Annotated in this window: 14 protein-coding genes; 8 read left to right on the forward strand and 6 right to left on the reverse strand. The window is 60.6% G+C overall.

Going from position 1 to position 17,191, the window contains the following annotated elements; all coding sequences use genetic code 11:
- Positions 1-13: 13 nt before the first annotated feature.
- Positions 14-538: a DUF6586 family protein gene (locus AC1D1M_RS04970; RefSeq protein ID WP_477774775.1), complete on the forward strand. Its 525-nt coding sequence runs from the start codon at positions 14-16 to the stop codon at positions 536-538.
- A gap of 94 nt (positions 539-632) precedes the next feature.
- Positions 633-866 (forward strand): hypothetical protein, encoded by a 234-nt coding sequence (locus tag AC1D1M_RS04975; RefSeq protein ID WP_477774776.1) that lies wholly within the window; start codon positions 633-635, stop codon positions 864-866.
- Between the two features lie 93 nt (positions 867-959).
- Here the strand turns inward: AC1D1M_RS04975 and sulA are convergent, their stop codons facing one another.
- Positions 960-1,436, reverse strand: a complete 477-nt coding sequence (sulA, locus tag AC1D1M_RS04980) for an SOS-induced cell division inhibitor SulA (protein WP_007991406.1) — start codon at positions 1,434-1,436, stop codon at positions 960-962.
- A 10-nt stretch (positions 1,437-1,446) separates the two neighbouring features.
- Positions 1,447-2,055: a transcriptional repressor LexA gene (gene lexA / locus AC1D1M_RS04985; RefSeq protein WP_007974043.1), complete on the reverse strand. Its 609-nt coding sequence runs from the start codon at positions 2,053-2,055 to the stop codon at positions 1,447-1,449.
- 229 nt (positions 2,056-2,284) lie between these two features.
- On the opposite strand from lexA, the gene AC1D1M_RS04990 reads away from it, so the two are divergent.
- From AC1D1M_RS04990 to AC1D1M_RS05000, 3 genes are all read left to right on the forward strand, one after another.
- Entirely contained in the window at positions 2,285-2,992 is a 708-nt protein-coding gene (locus AC1D1M_RS04990) for a TetR/AcrR family transcriptional regulator (protein ID WP_150724705.1), read from the forward strand.
- Positions 2,993-3,150: 158 nt separating this feature from the next.
- Positions 3,151-4,161 (forward strand): beta-N-acetylhexosaminidase, encoded by a 1,011-nt coding sequence (gene nagZ, locus AC1D1M_RS04995; protein ID WP_056722002.1) that lies wholly within the window; start codon positions 3,151-3,153, stop codon positions 4,159-4,161.
- A gap of 12 nt (positions 4,162-4,173) precedes the next feature.
- The gene (locus AC1D1M_RS05000) at positions 4,174-4,911 is read left to right on the forward strand and encodes an S-methyl-5'-thioinosine phosphorylase (protein WP_214381989.1); all 738 of its coding nucleotides are present in this window, start codon (positions 4,174-4,176) and stop codon (positions 4,909-4,911) included.
- Positions 4,912-5,051: 140 nt separating this feature from the next.
- Here the strand turns inward: AC1D1M_RS05000 and AC1D1M_RS05005 are convergent, their stop codons facing one another.
- Genes AC1D1M_RS05005 through mfd form a run of 3 tightly spaced genes read right to left on the reverse strand, consistent with a single transcriptional unit; the run spans position 5,052 to position 11,795 of the window.
- On the reverse strand, positions 5,052-7,745 hold the full coding sequence (locus AC1D1M_RS05005) for an SNF2-related protein (protein ID WP_477774777.1): 2,694 nt from the start codon (positions 7,743-7,745) through the stop codon (positions 5,052-5,054).
- An 11-nt stretch (positions 7,746-7,756) separates the two neighbouring features.
- Positions 7,757-8,335 carry a CsiV family protein gene (locus AC1D1M_RS05010; RefSeq protein ID WP_154910055.1) on the reverse strand — a complete coding sequence of 193 codons (579 nt, stop codon included), beginning with the start codon at positions 8,333-8,335 and terminating at the stop codon, positions 7,757-7,759.
- 10 nt (positions 8,336-8,345) lie between these two features.
- Positions 8,346-11,795: a transcription-repair coupling factor gene (gene mfd, locus AC1D1M_RS05015; RefSeq protein WP_477774778.1), complete on the reverse strand. Its 3,450-nt coding sequence runs from the start codon at positions 11,793-11,795 to the stop codon at positions 8,346-8,348.
- A gap of 363 nt (positions 11,796-12,158) precedes the next feature.
- Here mfd and AC1D1M_RS05020 point away from each other — a divergent pair, with 363 nt between their 5' ends.
- From AC1D1M_RS05020 to sthA, 3 genes are all read left to right on the forward strand, one after another.
- Positions 12,159-13,622: a glyceraldehyde-3-phosphate dehydrogenase gene (locus tag AC1D1M_RS05020; RefSeq protein ID WP_007974029.1), complete on the forward strand. Its 1,464-nt coding sequence runs from the start codon at positions 12,159-12,161 to the stop codon at positions 13,620-13,622.
- 174 nt (positions 13,623-13,796) lie between these two features.
- Complete coding sequence (locus AC1D1M_RS05025) at positions 13,797-14,819, forward strand: FAD:protein FMN transferase (RefSeq protein ID WP_477774779.1); 1,023 nt, start codon at positions 13,797-13,799, stop codon at positions 14,817-14,819.
- Between the two features lie 207 nt (positions 14,820-15,026).
- Positions 15,027-16,421 (forward strand): Si-specific NAD(P)(+) transhydrogenase, encoded by a 1,395-nt coding sequence (gene sthA / locus AC1D1M_RS05030; RefSeq protein ID WP_007984277.1) that lies wholly within the window; start codon positions 15,027-15,029, stop codon positions 16,419-16,421.
- Positions 16,422-16,463: 42 nt separating this feature from the next.
- Here the strand turns inward: sthA and AC1D1M_RS05035 are convergent, their stop codons facing one another.
- Positions 16,464-17,186, reverse strand: a complete 723-nt coding sequence (locus AC1D1M_RS05035) for a glycerophosphodiester phosphodiesterase (protein WP_477774780.1) — start codon at positions 17,184-17,186, stop codon at positions 16,464-16,466.
- Positions 17,187-17,191 lie beyond the last annotated feature (5 nt).

Genomic DNA, 17,191 nt, shown 5'->3' on the forward strand with positions numbered 1-17,191 from the left:
GGAGGCTGCCGTCATGGCCCACGAACTGTATACCCGCACCAATCAGAAGATTTATTTCGCCGGCTTGTCGCTCGAAGCACTGGCCCGCACTGAAGAGGGGCGGGCGATGAATTCACTGGCGTTGATCCAGGCCGGACGCGAATCTACGCTATTTCACTTGTACGGCGCGCTGTTGGGCCTGTGTCACGAAATCGCCGGTTTCTATCGCTTGCCACAGGCCAATGCGCCCCGTGCAGAGTTGTTGCTGACTCGCGAGGTGCTGGAAACCATCGCTATTCCGGAAATGGCTGAGCTGGTTGAGCTGGCCAATAACCCGGAGACCTGGCTGGCCAAGCTGTTGGCCGCCCATGCTGCGCTGTTTCAGCCGCCGCGCGCGCCCCACAAGCCGAAAGGGGACGTGACCCAGCCACTGATTCAGGCTGTCAATCTGGATGAAGAGGAGGCAGTGGAAGAGCTGAGTCGGGAGGAGCTGGAGAGCTGGCGCCAGAATCTGAAGGGGTTGGCGATCCGCTTTCGCGAAGGCCTGAACGAGTGCTGACAGAAACATTTTTGGGATGACATCTGGTCAAGATCCCAAGCGAAGCCCGAGCGATGCCTATATAATCCCCGCCTTTCGTGGAGAACAGTCCTTTATGCCAACGTCCTTTCTAGAAATTGTCGAGTTACCAGACGGCCGTATCGAGCTGCGCAGGGCCGAGGACGAGGGTTCTCTGGTTACTTTGGATTTCTCCGAGGACGCCAAGGCATTCCTGCAAGGGCAGCACGTGGAAGTTGCCAAGGCGATGTTGAGCGTGGGTGTTCAGATGGCGGGTCGCCTGGTTGAAGGCGAATTCGAAAAGGACGAGGGGTCGCGGGTTCTTCATTGACCCCCGTCTGTCGCTTTTCTTGATGTCATTATTCATCGGCTTCTCTGCCCCTGGAGAAGCCTTGTGCGGTGAAGCACGCGTCTTTTCTGCCAGTTAACCCAGTCGAATATTCAGGCTCTGAGCGTCCCCGGTGCGGGCGGCGCTGATCAGTTGTTGCCGCGATTGGGGGCTCAATGGGTTGATCCAGCTGACCACCGTGTGGCTGCGACCCAAGCGTAGAGCCTCACAGGTCAGTTGCTGAGCGCTCTGGGTGCCCCGCGGTTGCAGCAACAGAATGCGCTCGCGGTTGAGGCCGGCATCGCGCAACCAGGCTTGGGTCAGGCTGGCGGGCGGCGCGATCAGCGTCAGCCAGCGTGCGTCCTGGTCCTGGCTCAATTCCCGAAGGATCGGGGCCAGAAGGCTCAGGCAGTTCCCGGCTGCACCACGCAGTGACAGCTCGCTGAAAACGTCAGGTTCGGCGCTCCAGGGGGACTCGACTACGTCTTTCAGAATCGGCGCCAATGGCTGTGCCATGAACGCTTCGAACAACGGCAGTTGGGTTTGCTGTGGTGATGTCTGTGGGAACTGCATGGTGCCTCCTTTAGCGGCGAATGACGCCGACACTCAAGCCTTCGATCACCAGTTCCTGGTCTTGAAGGTTCACTTCAATAGGGGCGAACTCGGGGTTCTCGGCGATCAGCCAGACTTTGCTGCCGTCACGCTTGAAGCGCTTGACGGTCACTTCGTCGCCGATTCGCGCCACCACGATCTGGCCGTTACGGGCTTCGCGGGTGGTGTGGACCGCCAGCAGGTCGCCGTCGAAAATGCCGACATCCTTCATGCTCATCCCATGGACGCGCAGCAGGTAGTCGGCGCGCGGATGAAAGAAGGCAGGGTTGATGTTGCAGGACTCTTCGATGTGTTGCTGCGCAAGAATCGGGGCGCCGGCTGCGACCCGGCCAATGATCGGCAGGGTGGAGTCGTCGGCCTTGGCTTCGAAACCGGGGATGCGAATGCCACGGGAGGCGCCAGGCGTCATCTCGATTGCGCCCTTGCGGGCCAGTGCCTTGAGGTGTTCTTCCGCCGCATTGGGTGACTTGAAACCCAGTTCCTGAGCGATTTCCGCACGGGTAGGTGGATATCCGTTGTCTTCCAGGCAGCGTTTGATGAAAGCCAGAATCTCTGCTTGTCGTGGCGTCAGCTTTAGCATATCGATCGCTCTGTTTTTTTATACAGTGACTGGGATTATATACAGTGAGGCGGTCTTGGCAATGCTCCATTTTTCAGTCGCCGCCGGACGGTCAAACAGTCAGTGGATTGAACCTTCGCCGTTGTGTGGTTAAATGTCTGACCGACCATTCCCGAAACGAACTGCCAGACTTGACAATGCACAGGCTGAAACGTATGTTTCAAACAAGTGTTTGTCAGGCGGAGTAGCCATGGCCCAGTCGGAAACCGTTGAACGCATTCTTGATGCAGCCGAGCAGTTGTTTGCGGAAAAAGGTTTCGCCGAAACCTCTTTACGTCTGATCACCAGCAAGGCGGGTGTCAACCTGGCGGCGGTGAACTATCACTTCGGTTCGAAGAAGGCGTTGATTCAAGCGGTTTTCTCGCGGTTCCTCGGACCGTTCTGCATCAGCCTCGATAAAGAGCTGGAGCGGCGTCAGGCCAAGCCCGACATCAAGCCGACACTCGAAGAGTTGCTGGAAATCCTCGTCGAGCAGGCACTGGTGGTGCAGCCGCGCAGTGGCAACGACCTGTCTATCTTCATGCGTTTGCTGGGGCTGGCGTTCAGTCAGAGCCAGGGGCACTTGCGGCGTTATCTGGAAGACATGTACGGCAAGGTGTTCCGCCGCTACATGATGCTGGTCAACGAAGCGGCGCCGCGTATTCCACCCATCGAACTGTTCTGGCGCGTGCACTTCATGCTAGGTGCGGCGGCGTTCAGCATGTCCGGTATCAAGGCCTTGCGCGCGATTGCTGAAACCGACTTCGGCGTGAACACCTCGATCGAGCAGGTCATGCGTCTGATGGTGCCATTCCTGGCCGCCGGCATGCGTGCCGAATCCGGCGTCACCGACGCGGCCATGGCCACGGCCCAGTTGCGTCCACGCAGCAAATCGACTCCGGTTGCCGCCAAGGTTTAACCGCACACGGGTGGGCGCGGCAGCTGACATCCGCTAAGCTAGCCGCCCATGCCGACTCTCGTTCTGAACCCGATTCCCAATGATATCGCCGACCTGCCGGGCACAGCCCCTGGCGGCGAATTCGTGTGGGGCGGGTTTTCTGTTATCAAGGAATATCTATGACTGCTGGCTTGCAAGGCTCGTTGATGGTGGACGTCGCCGGTACCTGGCTGACGGCTGAAGATCGCCAATTGTTGCGCCAGCCCGAAGTGGGTGGCCTGATCATCTTTGCCCGCAATATCGAGCATCCGCGCCAGGTGCGTGAATTGAGTGCGGCGATCAGAGCCATTCGTCCGGATCTGCTATTGGCGGTGGATCAAGAGGGCGGCCGCGTGCAGCGCCTGCGCCAGGGTTTCGTGCGCTTGCCCGCCATGCGCGCCATTGCCGACAACCCGAACGCCGAATACCTGGCCGAGCAGTGCGGCTGGATCATGGCGACCGAAGTGTTGGCCGTTGGCCTGGACCTGAGCTTCGCCCCGGTGCTCGACCTGGATTACCAGCGCAGCGCCGTTGTCGGCACCCGTTCGTTCGAAGGTGATCCCGAGCGCGCTGCCTTGCTCGCTGGTGCATTCATCCGCGGGATGAACAGCGCAGGCATGGCGGCCACCGGTAAGCACTTCCCCGGCCACGGCTGGGCTGAAGCGGATTCCCACGTCGCGATTCCGAATGACGAGCGCAGTCTCGACGAGATCCGCGCCAACGATCTGGTGCCGTTTGCCAAACTGAGCAAGCAACTGGCCGCGGTCATGCCGGCCCACGTTATTTATCCACAAGTCGATTCCCAGCCCGCTGGTTTCTCCCGCCGCTGGTTGCAGGACATCCTGCGTGGCGAGTTGCAGTTCGATGGCGTGATCTTCAGTGACGACTTGTCCATGGCAGGCGCTCACGTGGTCGGTGATGCTGCCAGCCGTATTGAAGCAGCGCTGACTGCCGGTTGCGACATGGGCCTGGTGTGCAACGACCGTGCTGCTGCCGAACTGGCCCTGAGCGCTGCGCAACGCCTGAAGGTCAAGCCTTCCGAGCGCATTGCGCGGATGCGCGGCCAGTCGTTCGCCAGCACCGAATACCGTCAAGACCCGCGCTGGCTGGCCGCTGTCGGCGCGCTCAAAGAAGCTCAATTGATTGATTAAGGACTGTTCGTTATGACGGTTTACGCGATTATCGGTGGCACTGGCCTGACTCAACTCGAAGGCCTGAGCATTCGTCAGTCACTGGCAGTGGACACGCCTTATGGCGCACCTTCGGCCGACGTGCAGATCGGCGAGTATGCCGGCAAGGAAGTGCTGTTCCTCGCACGTCACGGCCATCCCCATCGTTTTCCGCCGCATCAGGTCAACTACCGCGCCAACCTCTGGGCGCTGAAGCAGGCCGGTGCCGAAGCCATTCTGGCGGTCAACGCCGTGGGCGGCATCCATGCAGCAATGGGCACCGGGCATTTCTGCGTGCCGCATCAGTTGATCGACTACACCAGCGGTCGTGAGCACACCTACTTTGCCGATGACCTGGAGCAGGTCACCCATATCGACTTCAGCTACCCCTACAGCGAACCGTTGCGTCAGCAACTGATCGCGGCATTGGCAGCGGAAGGTGTGGGCTACAGCAGTCATGGCGTGTATGCGTGTACACAAGGGCCGCGCCTGGAGACCGTTGCTGAAATCGCCCGGCTGGAGCGCGACGGTTGTGACATCGTCGGCATGACCGGCATGCCGGAAGCGGCCCTGGCCCGTGAACTGGAACTGGATTACGCCTGTCTGGCGCTGGTGGTGAACCCGGCAGCGGGCAAGTCGACGGCGGTGATTACCATGGCCGAGATCGAGCAGGCGTTGCATGACGGCATGGGCAAGGTGAAATCGACGCTGGCGCGGGTGCTCAAGGGCTGAGCCCCGCTTGATACTGAGTTGACTCCATCGCGAGCAAGCTCGCTCCCACAGTGTCCGCGTCGAACACAACTTTTGCGGACATCACTGAACCTGTGGGAGCGAGCTTGCTCGCGATAGCGGACTAATAAGCGCCGCACATCTCAGCGCTTTTCGAGATTTTCCGGCAGCGGCGCAAACAGCGCTTCAATATCATCGCTCTGCAGTTTCCAGTCCCCGGCCTTGCGCCCATCCAGCACGCCGGCCGCAAGGTCGGACTTTTCCTTTTGCAGGTGCTGAATCTTTTCTTCCACCGTGCCGCGCGCAATCAATTTATAAACGAACACCGGCTTCTCCTGGCCGATGCGGTACGCCCGGTCGGTCGCCTGGTTTTCTGTCGCCGGGTTCCACCATGGGTCGTAATGAATCACCGTGTCCGCTTCGGTCAGGTTCAGGCCAACGCCACCGGCCTTCAGGCTGATCAGAAATATCTGACGCTTGCCGCTCTGGAATTCCTTCACCGGGGTGCGGCGGTCACGGGTCTGGCCGGTCAGCAGGGCGTAGGCCACGCCGCGTTTGTTCAGTTCGTCTTCGATCAGCGACAGCATTGAAGTGAACTGCGAGAACAGCAGGATCCGCCGACCTTCCTCGAACAGTTCTTCGAGCATTTCCATCAGGCTGTCGAGCTTGCCTGATGTGCTGCCACGGCTTGGCAGGGTCGCCTCGTTGACCAGGCGCAAATCGCAGCACACCTGACGCAGCTTGAGCAGCGCTTCGAGAATGATGATCTGGCTGCGGGCCACGCCTTTGCGGGTGATCTCGTCGCGGACTTTCTTGTCCATGGCCAGGCGCATGGTTTCGTACACATCGCGTTGGGCCTCGTTGAGCTCGACCCAGTGGATGATTTCGGTTTTCGGCGGCAACTCGGTGGCCACCTGCTCCTTGGTGCGGCGCAGCAGGAAAGGTTTGATCCGGCCATTGAGGTGCTGAAGCCTGACCTCGCTGGTGCGTTTTTCAATCGGCACGCGGTAATCGCGGTTGAAGCTTTTGACGTCGCCCAGCCAGCCGGGCAAGAGGAAGTGAAACAGCGACCACAGTTCACCGAGATGGTTTTCCAGCGGTGTGCCGCTCAGGCACAAGCGCTGCCGGGCATTGAGCTCGCGGGCAGCCTGGGCGGCCTTGCTGGTCGGGTTCTTGATGTACTGCGCTTCATCCAGTACCAGTATGTGCAAGGGCTGCGCCGCCAGGCGTTCGACATCCTTGGGCAGCAGCGCATAGGTGGTTAGGATCAGATCGTAGTCAGCCAGCTTGTCGAAGTGCTTCTTGCGGCTGGCGCCGTAGAGCGCCAGTACCTTGAGCTGCGGCGTAAAGTGCGCCGCTTCGTCGAGCCAGTTGGGGATCAGGCTGGTTGGCATCACGACCATGCACGGCCGATCGAGGCGGCCGGCGTTTTTCTCGCTCAGAACGTGCGCCAGTGTCTGTAGGGTTTTGCCCAGGCCCATGTCGTCCGCGAGAATTCCACCCACTTCCAGCTGCCGCAGCGATTGCATCCAGCTCAAACCTTCGAGTTGATACGGCCGCAGCGTCGCATTCAGGCCGTCCGGGGCGGCGGCCGTGTGGTCCTTGATGTCCCGCAGGCGCTGGGCAAAGGTGCGGATCTGTTCGCCACCCTCCCAGAGCAGTGGCATGTCTTCCAGCGGGTTCAGGCGCGTGGCATCGGCCTTGCTCAGGCGCAGCGTGGTGTCGCCGGGCTCTTGCAGGTAGAACTCGCCGAGGGTGGCCAGCACCGGCTTCAAGCGGCCGAAGGGCAGGGCGACTTGCAACGGGCCGTGCTCGGAGTTCGGGCGATTGGGGATATTGACCAGGATCAGCTCGTCGTCGCGGCGTCGGGCGAGGCGTTCCGGGTTGAGGATTTCGGTGTGGGAACGCATCAGGTTGAGCAGGATCGGCAACAGGCTCAGGCGTTCGCCGTTGACGATGATCCCCAGTTCCAGGTCGAACCAGTCGCGCTCCGGTGCCTGTTCGACCGTGGCGTACCAGTCGTCTACCGCTGTCAGGTCGAAACCGAAGTCCTCGTCGATCTGCAATTCCCAGCCCTGGGTGCGCAACTTCGGCAGTTCATTGAGGGTAAAGGTCAGCCAGGCGCTGTCATTGACCATCTCGAACAGCTCGCCGGCGCTTTCCGGCAAGGCCTTGCTTTGCCGGGTGGCAACTTTGAAGCCGAGGATTCGCAGCTGTTCCCGGTAGGACTGTTCCACTTCCGGGTGACGTTTTATCCGCAGCGTCTGGGCTTCCTGGCGAATCAGGATGTCAGTATTTTTCTGTCCGGACACGTACTCGTCCAGATAGCTGAAGGACAGCGCCGCACGATGCTGAATGTACCGCTGCATTCGACCATTGCGCGGTTCGAATGCGCTGAACTCGATGCTGGCCAGCCACAGGCGCGGTACCGGCTGCACATTGTCCACCAGCACTTGCGGCGGGGCTTTCGGGCTGCGGTTTTCCAGGACTGCCTGGAGTTTTTCCAGGAGTTCGGCGTCTTTGGCGGCAGCGGGGTAGTCGAGGGTTTCCTGCACCTGCAGGAGCACCGCCGCGCAATGTTTGCAGTTGCTGCGGACCGGGCACGAGCAGGTGGCGTCGACCATTAGCAGCGTGCCTTTGGCTGACTCGCGCAGGCGAATGGTCTGACGGTAAACGTTACTGCCAGAGCCTTCGCAAGCGGCGATGATCGTGGCGTCGCCGGCCTCGACGATCCTGACGCGATTCTCCAGCGCGTAACGGCGACCACGCTCCAGGCTCTGTTCTTTGAATCGGCTGACCCAGGACGGTGCCAGGGGTTTGCTCAGGGTCGCGGACATAGAGACTTCAATCAGTCCGGAATTTCTTCGGGAGCTGCTCGGGGTGCGGGGGCGGTCAACGAGGTGATCTTGATCAGCAGGCCGAGGTGGCCGTTGTCGAGGAAGTTCAACTGGCCGTTCTTGGTGTGGCTTTCCTGTTTCAAGCGCTCGCTGGCGGTCACCATGCCATTGGCATCGATCTGGTTGACCCAGAAATCGGCGTCGACGTCGGTAAAGCGTCCCAGCGTCATGTTCAATGTGCCCTCGATCGGGAACTGACCATACTGTTCCTTGCCGTCGCTGATCGCCACTTTGCTGGCAGTTTCGCCGAGGGGCTGTTGCCAGGCCTTGTGCAGCAGCACCGTGTAGTCGGCGCTGCTGGTGAGTTTTTCCACCTCGCCATTCAGGCTTGGTGTGCGCAGGCTGTCGGGGCTGACGGATTGGGCGCCTGCCGCCCAGTCTTCCGGTGCGGCGCGGCTGACAATCGCCGGCACGGCGTTTTGACGGACCAGAATCATTTCGACCTGATACAGGTCGTCGGCAAATGCTGTGGGTGCGACCAGTGCTGGCATCAGCAGGGTCAGCAAGGTCAGTGAGCGAAACAGGCGCATGCGGCGTCCTTCAAGCAGTTTTCGGAACGAGGCGCTCGAACAGCGCCTCTACAGTATTAAAGCGCTCTTCCGGGCGCTCCATCGGAACCATGAACTTGAACATCGTGGCGCCTTCGAATTTGTAGCGTTTTGGCTGGCTCTGGATCAGTTTGATCAGGGTCAGCGGGTCCACCGGCGTCTGTGCTGCGAACTCGACGCGACCGCCTTGCGGACCGCCATCGACTTTCTTGATGCCCAGTTGCTCGGCCTGCAATTTCAATGCAGTGATGCGGATCAGGTTCTTGGTCGGTTCCGGCAACAGGCCGAAACGATCGATCATCTCCACCTGCAAATCCTTGAGGCCGTCCTCATCGGTAGCCGAGGCAATGCGCTTGTAGAGAATCAGGCGGGCGTGGACATCCGGCAGGTAGTCTTCGGGAATCAACGCCGGTACCCGCAAGTTGACTTCCGGACCGCCGCCGAGCGGTTGATCGAGGTTCGGCTGCTCGCCCTTGCGGATCGACTTCACCGCGCGCTCGAGCATTTCCATGTACAGCGTGAAGCCGACAGCCTGGATCTGCCCGCTCTGGCCATCGCCGAGCAGTTCGCCGGCGCCACGGATTTCCAGGTCGTTGGTGGCGAGCACGAAGCCCGCGCCGAGGTCCTGGGTGTTGGCAATCGCTTCCAGGCGCTTTTCCGCGTCCGGGGTGATTTGCTGGCGCGGCGGCGTCAGCAGGTAGGCGTAGGCCTGGTGGTGGCTGCGTCCGACCCGGCCGCGCAACTGGTGCAATTGCGCCAGGCCGAACTTGTCGGCACGCTCGATGATGATGGTGTTGGCGCTCGGTACGTCGATGCCGGTCTCGATGATGGTCGAGGCGATCAGCACGTTGAAGCGCTTGTGATAGAAATCGCTCATCACCTGTTCGAGATCGCGTTCGCGCATCTGCCCGTGACCGATGCCGATCCGTGCTTCCGGTACCAGTTCGGCGAGGTCGGCGGCACATTTCTCGATGGTCTTCACGTCGTTGTGCAAGTAATAGACCTGACCGCCACGCAGCAACTCACGCAGCAAGGCCTCTTTGACCGTGCTCTTGTTCTGCTCCATGACGAAGGTGCGTACCGACAGGCGACGGGCCGGCGGCGTGGCGATGATCGACAGGTCGCGCATGCCCGACACTGCCATGTTCAGCGTGCGCGGAATCGGCGTGGCGGTCAGGGTCAGGATGTCGACTTCGCTGCGCAGGGCCTTGAGCTGTTCTTTCTGGCGCACGCCGAAACGGTGTTCCTCGTCGATGATCACAAGGCCGAGGTTTTTGATCTTCACGTCGTCCTGCAGCAACTTGTGTGTGCCGATGACGATGTCGATCTTGCCTACGGCCAGGTCCGCGACCGCCGCATTCACTTCCTTGGCCGACTTGAAGCGGCTCATCACCTCCACGGTCACCGGCCAGTCGGCAAAGCGGTCGCGGAAGCTGTTGTAGTGCTGCTGGGCGAGCAGGGTGGTCGGCACCAGAATCGCCACCTGGCGACCGCCGTGCACCGCGATGAACGCGGCGCGCATCGCCACTTCGGTCTTGCCGAAGCCGACGTCGCCGCACACCAGGCGATCCATTGGCTTGGGCGCGAGCATGTCTTCGCGCACCGCTTCGATGGTGGTTTGCTGGTCCGGGGTTTCTTCGAACGGGAAGCCGGCGCTGAAGGTGGCGTAGTCGGCTTTCGGATCGGCAAAGGCATAACCTTCACGGGCAGCGCGGCGTGCATAGATGTCGAGCAGCTCGGCGGCCACGTCACGCACCTGTTCCGCGGCTTTGCGTTTGGCTTTCTGCCAGGTCTCGGAGCCGAGGCGGTGCAGCGGGGCCAGGGCGTCGTCGCTGCCGGTGTAGCGGGCGATCAGGTGCAGGTTGGCCACCGGCACATAAAGCTTGGCGCCTTCGGCGTATTCCAGGGCGAGGAATTCGGCGGTCTGGCTGTCGATTTCCAGGGTCGCCAGGCCCAGGTAGCGGCCGACGCCGTGGTCGATGTGCACCACCGGCGCACCTTCGCGCAGCTCGGTGAGGTTCTTGATGACGGCATCGTTGTTGGCATCGGCGCGTTTTTCACGGCGACGACGCTGCATCACGCGCTGACCGAACAGCGGGCTTTCGGCAATCAGGGCCAGGGCCGGGTCGTCGAGCTGCAGGCCTTCATCGAGTGGCGCGATGGTGATCGCCAGACGTTCCTTGCTGGCGACAAAGTCCGGCCAGCTGTCGACGGTTTTCGGTCGCAGCTTCAGGCGTTCCAGCAGCTCCAGCAACACTTCGCGGCGACCTGCCGATTCGGCGGTAAACAACACGCGACCGGGGAACTGGTCGAGGAATTCGGCCAGTGCCGCCATTGGCTGAGTGGCCTTGGCTTCGATCGCCAGGTTGGGCAACTCGCGGGCCGGGAAACGCTCGCGACCGCCACCGCTTTCTACATCCTGTTGACTGGCCACCACGCGCGGCCAGTTCTTCAGGCGCGCGAAGCAGTCTTCCACTGGCAGGAACAGTTCGGCGGGCGGTAACAAAGGACGGGAGGGGTCGACGCGGCGCTCTTCATAGCGATTGCGCACATCGTTCCAGAAATTTTCCGCGGCTTGCTCGATGCCCGGCAGGGAAAACACTTGTGTGTCCTGGGGCAGGTAATCGAACAGCGTCGAGGTTTCTTCGAAGAACAGCGGCAGGTAGTACTCGATACCGGCCGGAGTAATCCCGCTGCTCAAGTCCTGGAAGATCGGGCAGCGGCGGAAGTCGACGTCAAAACGCTCGCGGAACCGCGCCTTGAAACGGGTGACCGCTTCTTTCTGTAGCGGGAATTCCTTGGCCGGCAACAGCTTGACCGAGTCGACTTTGTCGATGGAGCGCTGGTTCTCCGGGTCGAAGGTGCGCAGGGTTTCGATTTCGTCGTCGAACAGATCGATGCGATACGGCAGCTTGCTGCCCATCGGGAACAGGTCGATCAGCGAACCGCGAACGGTGAACTCGCCGTGTTCATACACCGTATCGACGTAGCGATAACCCGTGGCTTCAAGCCGGGTGCGCATTTGTTCGACGTCGAGTTTCTGGCCGATATCCAGCACCAGGCTGCTGCCGAGCAGGAATTTGGTCGGTGCAAGGCGATGCAGGGCGGTCGTGATCGGTACCACCAGCACGCCATGGCTCAGTTCCGGCAGCCGGTACAGGCTGGCGATGCGCTGGGAAATGATGTCCTGGTGCGGTGAGAACAGGTCGTAGGGCAGGGTTTCCCAGTCGGGAAAGTGCAATACGGGCAAATCCGGGGCGAAGAAACCCAGCTCCTGTTCCAGCCGTTCGGCACTTTGGCTGTCGGCGGTCAGTAGCAGGGTAAAGCGCTTGGCAGCGCTGGCGGCCTCGGCAATGGCCAGGCTCAGGGCGGCACCGGGCAGGTTGCCCCAGTGCTGTTTACCTGCCGCGGCAGGGAGAAGCGGTAGACGCAGAACGGGCACGGAAGGTTGAGCTCCAAGCGTTGCGACAAAGTCGGTAATTGTAGCGGTCAACGATGCCGCCTGTCAGTTGCTGACTGCGTCTAAAGCGCTGGTTGGGCGAAATGTAGTGGTAAAGACAAAATTCGGCGGTTTTTTACCGAAAATTACTGAATATGTAGTGGCAAAAACAACGAGTGTTACGGAGGGTTACGGACAAGGAGGCGTGACCACCAAAAAATTGACTGCGCTGAAAGCCCCGGTTTTATTGGGCTGGCGCGAGGCGTGATTTTTTTGAACGACGATTTGTTACGTAAAGCACGACGGGCGCGCATTGCTACGGCGCTCACTCGGCGGCATAATGTAGCCCCTTTTTTCTGCCCCTACATGTGGAAGGTTCCCGTGACTCAGAAGCCCGACCAGTGTCTTGGTGAATGGATCGACCGTGAAGCACTCGCAGAAGCGATGATTCCGCTTATCGGTCAGCTCTACCGCAATAACAACGTGGTGAGCTCGATCTATGGCCGCAGCCTGATCAATCGTTCAGTCATTGCGATTCTCAAAGCTCACCGCTTTGCTCGTCACCGTCAGTCCGACGAAAGCGAGCTGTCCGTCCACGAAACATTCCCGCTGATCAAGGCGATGAGCGAGCTCAAGCTCGGCGCCGCTTCGGTGGACCTGGGCAAGCTGGCGGCCAAATTCAAGGCCGAAGGCAATGGCCGTACTGCCGAGCAGTTCGTCCGTGAAGAACTGGCTGACGTGGTTGGCCAGCAGAACGCATCCGCCCGCAAAGGCACCGACGTTGTCCTCTACGGCTTCGGTCGTATCGGCCGTCTGCTGGCGCGCATCCTGATCGAGAAAACCGGTGGTGGCGACGGCCTGCGTCTGCGCGCCATCGTTGTCCGCAAGGGCGCCGAGAACGACCTGGTCAAGCGTGCCAGCCTGCTGCGCCGCGACTCGGTCCATGGTCCGTTCGATGGCACCATCACCATTGATGAAGCCAACAACACCATCACCGCCAACGGCAACCTGATCCAGGTTATCTACGCCAAGAGCCCAGCCGAAGTGGACTACACCCAGTACGGCATCGAAAACGCTCTGATCGTCGACAACACTGGTGTTTGGCGTGACGCAGACGGCCTGGGCCAGCACCTGGCCTGCCCGGGCGCGGCCCGCGTGATCCTCACCGCACCTGGCAAGGGCGCGCTGAAGAACATCGTGCACGGTATCAACCATGGCGATATCACCCCTGACGACAAGATCATTTCGGCGGCTTCCTGCACCACCAACGCCATCGTGCCGGTGCTCAAGGCAGTCAATGACAAGTACGGCATCGTCAACGGCCACGTCGAAACCGTTCACTCGTTCACCAACGACCAGAACCTGATCGACAACTTCCACAAGGGCAGCCGTCGTGGCCGCGCCGCGCCGCTGAACATGGTAATCACCGAGACCGGTGCCGCCACCGCAGCCGCCAAGGCGCTGCCAGTGCTCAAGGGCAAGCTGACCGGCAACGCGATTCGCGTTCCTACGCCGAACGTGTCGATGGCCATCCTGAACCTGAACCTGGAAAAGGCCACCACTCGCGAAGAAATCAACGAGTACCTGCGCCAGATGGCCATGCACTCGGATCTGCACAAGCAGATCGACTACGTCAGCTCCCAGGAAGTGGTTTCCACCGACTTCGTTGGCTCGCGCCACGCAGGCGTAGTGGACGCTGAAGCAACCATCACCCAAGACAACCGCGTTGTTCTGTACGTTTGGTACGACAACGAATTCGGTTACAGCTGCCAGGTGGTTCGCGTGATGGAAGACATGGCCGGTGTAAACCCGCCAGCATTCCCGCGCTAAGCCTTAGCCGCACATGAAAGCGCCCCGACCTTGGTCGGGGCGTTTTTGTTTGTGCTGTTTTTGTCTGTTGAGAGGTGTGTTGGTCGGGCTGGCCTTATCGCGAGCAAGCTCGCTCCCACAGTTTCTATCGCATAATGGCGAGCCTTGACGGTGTGTCAGGGTGTTCTTCAGGGGATGCAGGATTTGTTGATCTGGCGGATAGGGTGCTTTGTATTGTTCGTCCTGTTGTCCGGTTGCGGCAGCAGTGACTCCCTCGAAAGCTTCGGCGGCCCGACCATGGGCAGCACTTATTCGATCAAGTATGTGCGCCATGCCGGCCTTCCGGCGCCGGACGAAGTACGCGTCCAGGTCGAGCAGATCCTCGCTGACATTGACCGGCAAATGTCCACGTACCGCAGCGACTCGGACATCGAGCGCTTCAATGCATTGCCGGCCAACCGCTGTCAGGCAATGCCGGCGTCAATCCTCGAATTGGTCCGCGTGGGCGAGCAACTGTCAGTGCAAAGCGACGGTTCCTACGATCTGACGGTGGAGCCGTTGCTGAACCTCTGGGGGTTCGGACCGCAGGCCCGAGAAGAGAAAGTTCCGAGCGCCGAAGCCCTCGCCGAAGTCCGCCAGCGCGTCGGCCACCAACACTTGCGCATCGACGGCGACCAGTTATGCAAGGACGCCGCCGTCGAGGTCGACTTCAACAGCATCGCCGCCGGTTATGCGGTGGACACGATTGCCGCAAGACTCGAGGCGATGGGCATCCACGACTACCTCGCCGAGGCCACGGGTGAGCTCAAAGCGTCCGGCAAGAAGGCTGACGGTTCGCCATGGCGCATTGCCCTGGAAGAGCCGCGGGATGATCGGCAGGTGGCCGAGCGCGTCATTGTTGTCGACGGCTATGGCCTGTCCACCTCCGGCGACTATCGTAATTACTTCGAGCAAGACGGCCAGCGTTTTTCCCACACCTTCGATGCGCGCAGCGGCGCGCCGGTCTCACATAACCTGGCATCGGTCACGGTGATTCATCCTTCCGCCTTGATGGCCGATGGCTTATCGACGCTGTTGCTGATTCTCGGCCCGGAGCGTGGTTGGGACTACGCAGAAAAACACGATATCGGCGCATTTTTTGTGATTCGTGCCGATACAGGTTTCGTCACACGCAGCAGTCACGCTTTTGAACGCCTCAGTGGCAAAAAAACCGAGTGATTGTGGCGATTTGAGCATTGAAAACTGGCGTTGTGGTGCAGGCAAAAGTAGCCTACGACGCGACCAAGGGTTAATGTGCGCGGCGTTGACGCTTCTATAGACTGTGTCCGGGTTCTGCACTGGCCCCAAATTGTTCCTTCATGCCACGCATTGGCGTGATTTAGCCGCAGGTGCCGAGGGTGCCGCGGCCTGTTCTGAGGAGTACGCATGGCTGTCTACAACTACGACGTGGTGGTGTTGGGTTCCGGCCCGGCGGGGGAAGGCGCGGCAATGAACGCCGCCAAGGCAGGGCGCAAGGTGGCGATGGTCGATAGCCGTCGCCAGGTCGGCGGCAACTGCACTCACTTGGGCACCATCCCGTCCAAGGCACTGCGTCACTCCGTGCGGCAGATCATGCAGTTCAATACCAACCCGATGTTCCGGGCCATTGGTGAGCCGCGCTGGTTCTCGTTCCCGGACGTATTGAAAAGCGCCGAGAAAGTCATCTCCAAACAAGTGGCTTCGCGTACCGGCTACTACGCCCGTAACCGTGTCGACGTGTTCTTCGGCACCGGCAGCTTCGCCGACGAGCAAACCATCGAAGTGGTCTGCGCCAACGGCGTGGTCGAAAAACTGGTGGCCAAGCACATCATCATTGCCACCGGTTCGCGTCCTTATCGCCCGGCGGACATCGATTTCCACCACCCGCGTATCTACGATAGCGACACCATCCTCAGCCTCGGCCACACCCCGCGCAAACTCATCGTTTACGGCGCTGGCGTGATCGGTTGCGAATACGCCTCGATCTTCAGTGGTCTGGGCGTGCTGGTCGAACTGGTGGACAACCGTGGTCAACTGCTGAGCTTCCTCGACTCGGAAATCTCCCAGGCCCTGAGTTATCACTTCAGCAACAACAACATCACGGTTCGCCATAACGAAGACTACGACCGCGTCGAAGGCGTGGACAACGGTGTGATCCTGCACCTCAAGTCCGGCAAGAAGATCAAGGCCGACGCCTTGCTCTGGTGCAACGGCCGTACCGGCAACACCGATCAGTTGGGTCTGGAAAACATCGGGGTGAAGGTCAACAGCCGTGGCCAGATCGAAGTCGACGAGGCGTACCGCACCTGCGTGCCGAACATCTACGGCGCCGGTGACGTGATTGGCTGGCCGAGCCTGGCCAGTGCCGCCCATGACCAGGGTCGTTCCGCCGCTGGCAGCATCGTCGATAACGGTAGCTGGCGCTTTGTGAATGATGTGCCGACCGGCATCTACACCATTCCGGAGATCAGCTCGATCGGCAAGAACGAGCAGGAGCTGACCCAGGCCAAGGTGCCGTACGAAGTGGGCAAGGCGTTCTTCAAGAGCATGGCGCGGGCGCAGATCGCCGGCGAGCCGCAAGGCATGCTGAAGATTCTGTTCCACCGTGAAACCCTGGAAGTGCTGGGCGTTCACTGCTTCGGTTATCAGGCGTCGGAGATCGTGCACATCGGTCAGGCGATCATGAACCAGCCGGGTGAACTGAATACGCTGAAGTACTTCGTCAACACCACGTTCAACTACCCGACCATGGCCGAAGCCTATCGGGTAGCGGCATACGACGGCCTCAACCGGCTTTTTTGAGCGGCTCCGGCCGGTGGCCTGAGCCGGCCGGGGAGACCGATTTCAGCAATTCTCGAGCGTGGCGGTGGCCAAACCGGGAAAGTCTGTAATCAGGCTGTCAACGCCGAAGTCGGCGAGTCTGCGCATCAGCGCAGGCTCGTTGACGGTCCACACCGACACATGCAGCCCCTGACGCTGCGCCCTTTGCAGGCGTTCCGGCGTGCACAGGGTCCAGTTCAGCGCCAGAATCTCACAGCCATAGCTGGCCGCGACCTTCAGCGGGTCGAGCCAGGCGTACTCGGCCACCAGCCCGCGGGAAACATCCGGCACCAACTCCAGCGCAGCCTTGAGCACTTCACGGGAACTTGAGGTGATGGTCACCTTGTCCATCAGGCCATGACGCTGGACCATTTCGCGAATCGCCAGCACGGTGGTCGCGGCACGCATCCTCGATGCGCTTTTGACTTCCAGCTGCCAGTGATCGAAGTTGCATTTCTCGAACAGTTGTTCCAGCGTCGGAATCGGGCACGGCTTGATCCAGCCCGGGCCACCCTTGCGTGCGTCATACGTCACCAGCTCGGCCGCCGTGTGTTCGACGACCTTGCCGCGACGGTCAGTGGTGCGTTTGAGGGTCGGGTCGTGAATGACCATCAGCTCGCCATCCATGGACAGGTGCAGGTCCAGTTCGCAACGACGCACGCCGTGCTTGAGACATTCCTGAAAGCTGGTCAGGGTGTTTTCCGGTGCTTCGCCCTTGGCGCCGCGATGGCCGTAGATGAGGGTCACGGTTC

It is taken from the genome of Pseudomonas sp. P1_F7 (assembly GCF_056405655.1).

What these genes read in the sequence shown, in the direction of transcription:
- sulA (WP_007991406.1), bottom strand. Translation starts at nt 1,436, where the DNA reads ATGCAGTTCCCACAGACATCACCACAGCAAACCCAACTGCCGTTGTTC.
- AC1D1M_RS05010 (WP_154910055.1), bottom strand. Translation starts at nt 8,335, where the DNA reads ATGCGCCTGTTTCGCTCACTGACCTTGCTGACCCTGCTGATGCCAGCA.
- AC1D1M_RS05000 (WP_214381989.1), top strand. Translation starts at nt 4,174, where the DNA reads ATGACGGTTTACGCGATTATCGGTGGCACTGGCCTGACTCAACTCGAA.
- sthA (WP_007984277.1), top strand. Translation starts at nt 15,027, where the DNA reads ATGGCTGTCTACAACTACGACGTGGTGGTGTTGGGTTCCGGCCCGGCG.
- AC1D1M_RS05025 (WP_477774779.1), top strand. Translation starts at nt 13,797, where the DNA reads ATGCAGGATTTGTTGATCTGGCGGATAGGGTGCTTTGTATTGTTCGTC.
- nagZ (WP_056722002.1), top strand. Translation starts at nt 3,151, where the DNA reads ATGACTGCTGGCTTGCAAGGCTCGTTGATGGTGGACGTCGCCGGTACC.
- AC1D1M_RS04970 (WP_477774775.1), top strand. Translation starts at nt 14, where the DNA reads ATGGCCCACGAACTGTATACCCGCACCAATCAGAAGATTTATTTCGCC.
- AC1D1M_RS05020 (WP_007974029.1), top strand. Translation starts at nt 12,159, where the DNA reads ATGTGGAAGGTTCCCGTGACTCAGAAGCCCGACCAGTGTCTTGGTGAA.
- AC1D1M_RS04990 (WP_150724705.1), top strand. Translation starts at nt 2,285, where the DNA reads ATGGCCCAGTCGGAAACCGTTGAACGCATTCTTGATGCAGCCGAGCAG.
- AC1D1M_RS05005 (WP_477774777.1), bottom strand. Translation starts at nt 7,745, where the DNA reads ATGTCCGCGACCCTGAGCAAACCCCTGGCACCGTCCTGGGTCAGCCGA.
- AC1D1M_RS04975 (WP_477774776.1), top strand. Translation starts at nt 633, where the DNA reads ATGCCAACGTCCTTTCTAGAAATTGTCGAGTTACCAGACGGCCGTATC.
- lexA (WP_007974043.1), bottom strand. Translation starts at nt 2,055, where the DNA reads ATGCTAAAGCTGACGCCACGACAAGCAGAGATTCTGGCTTTCATCAAA.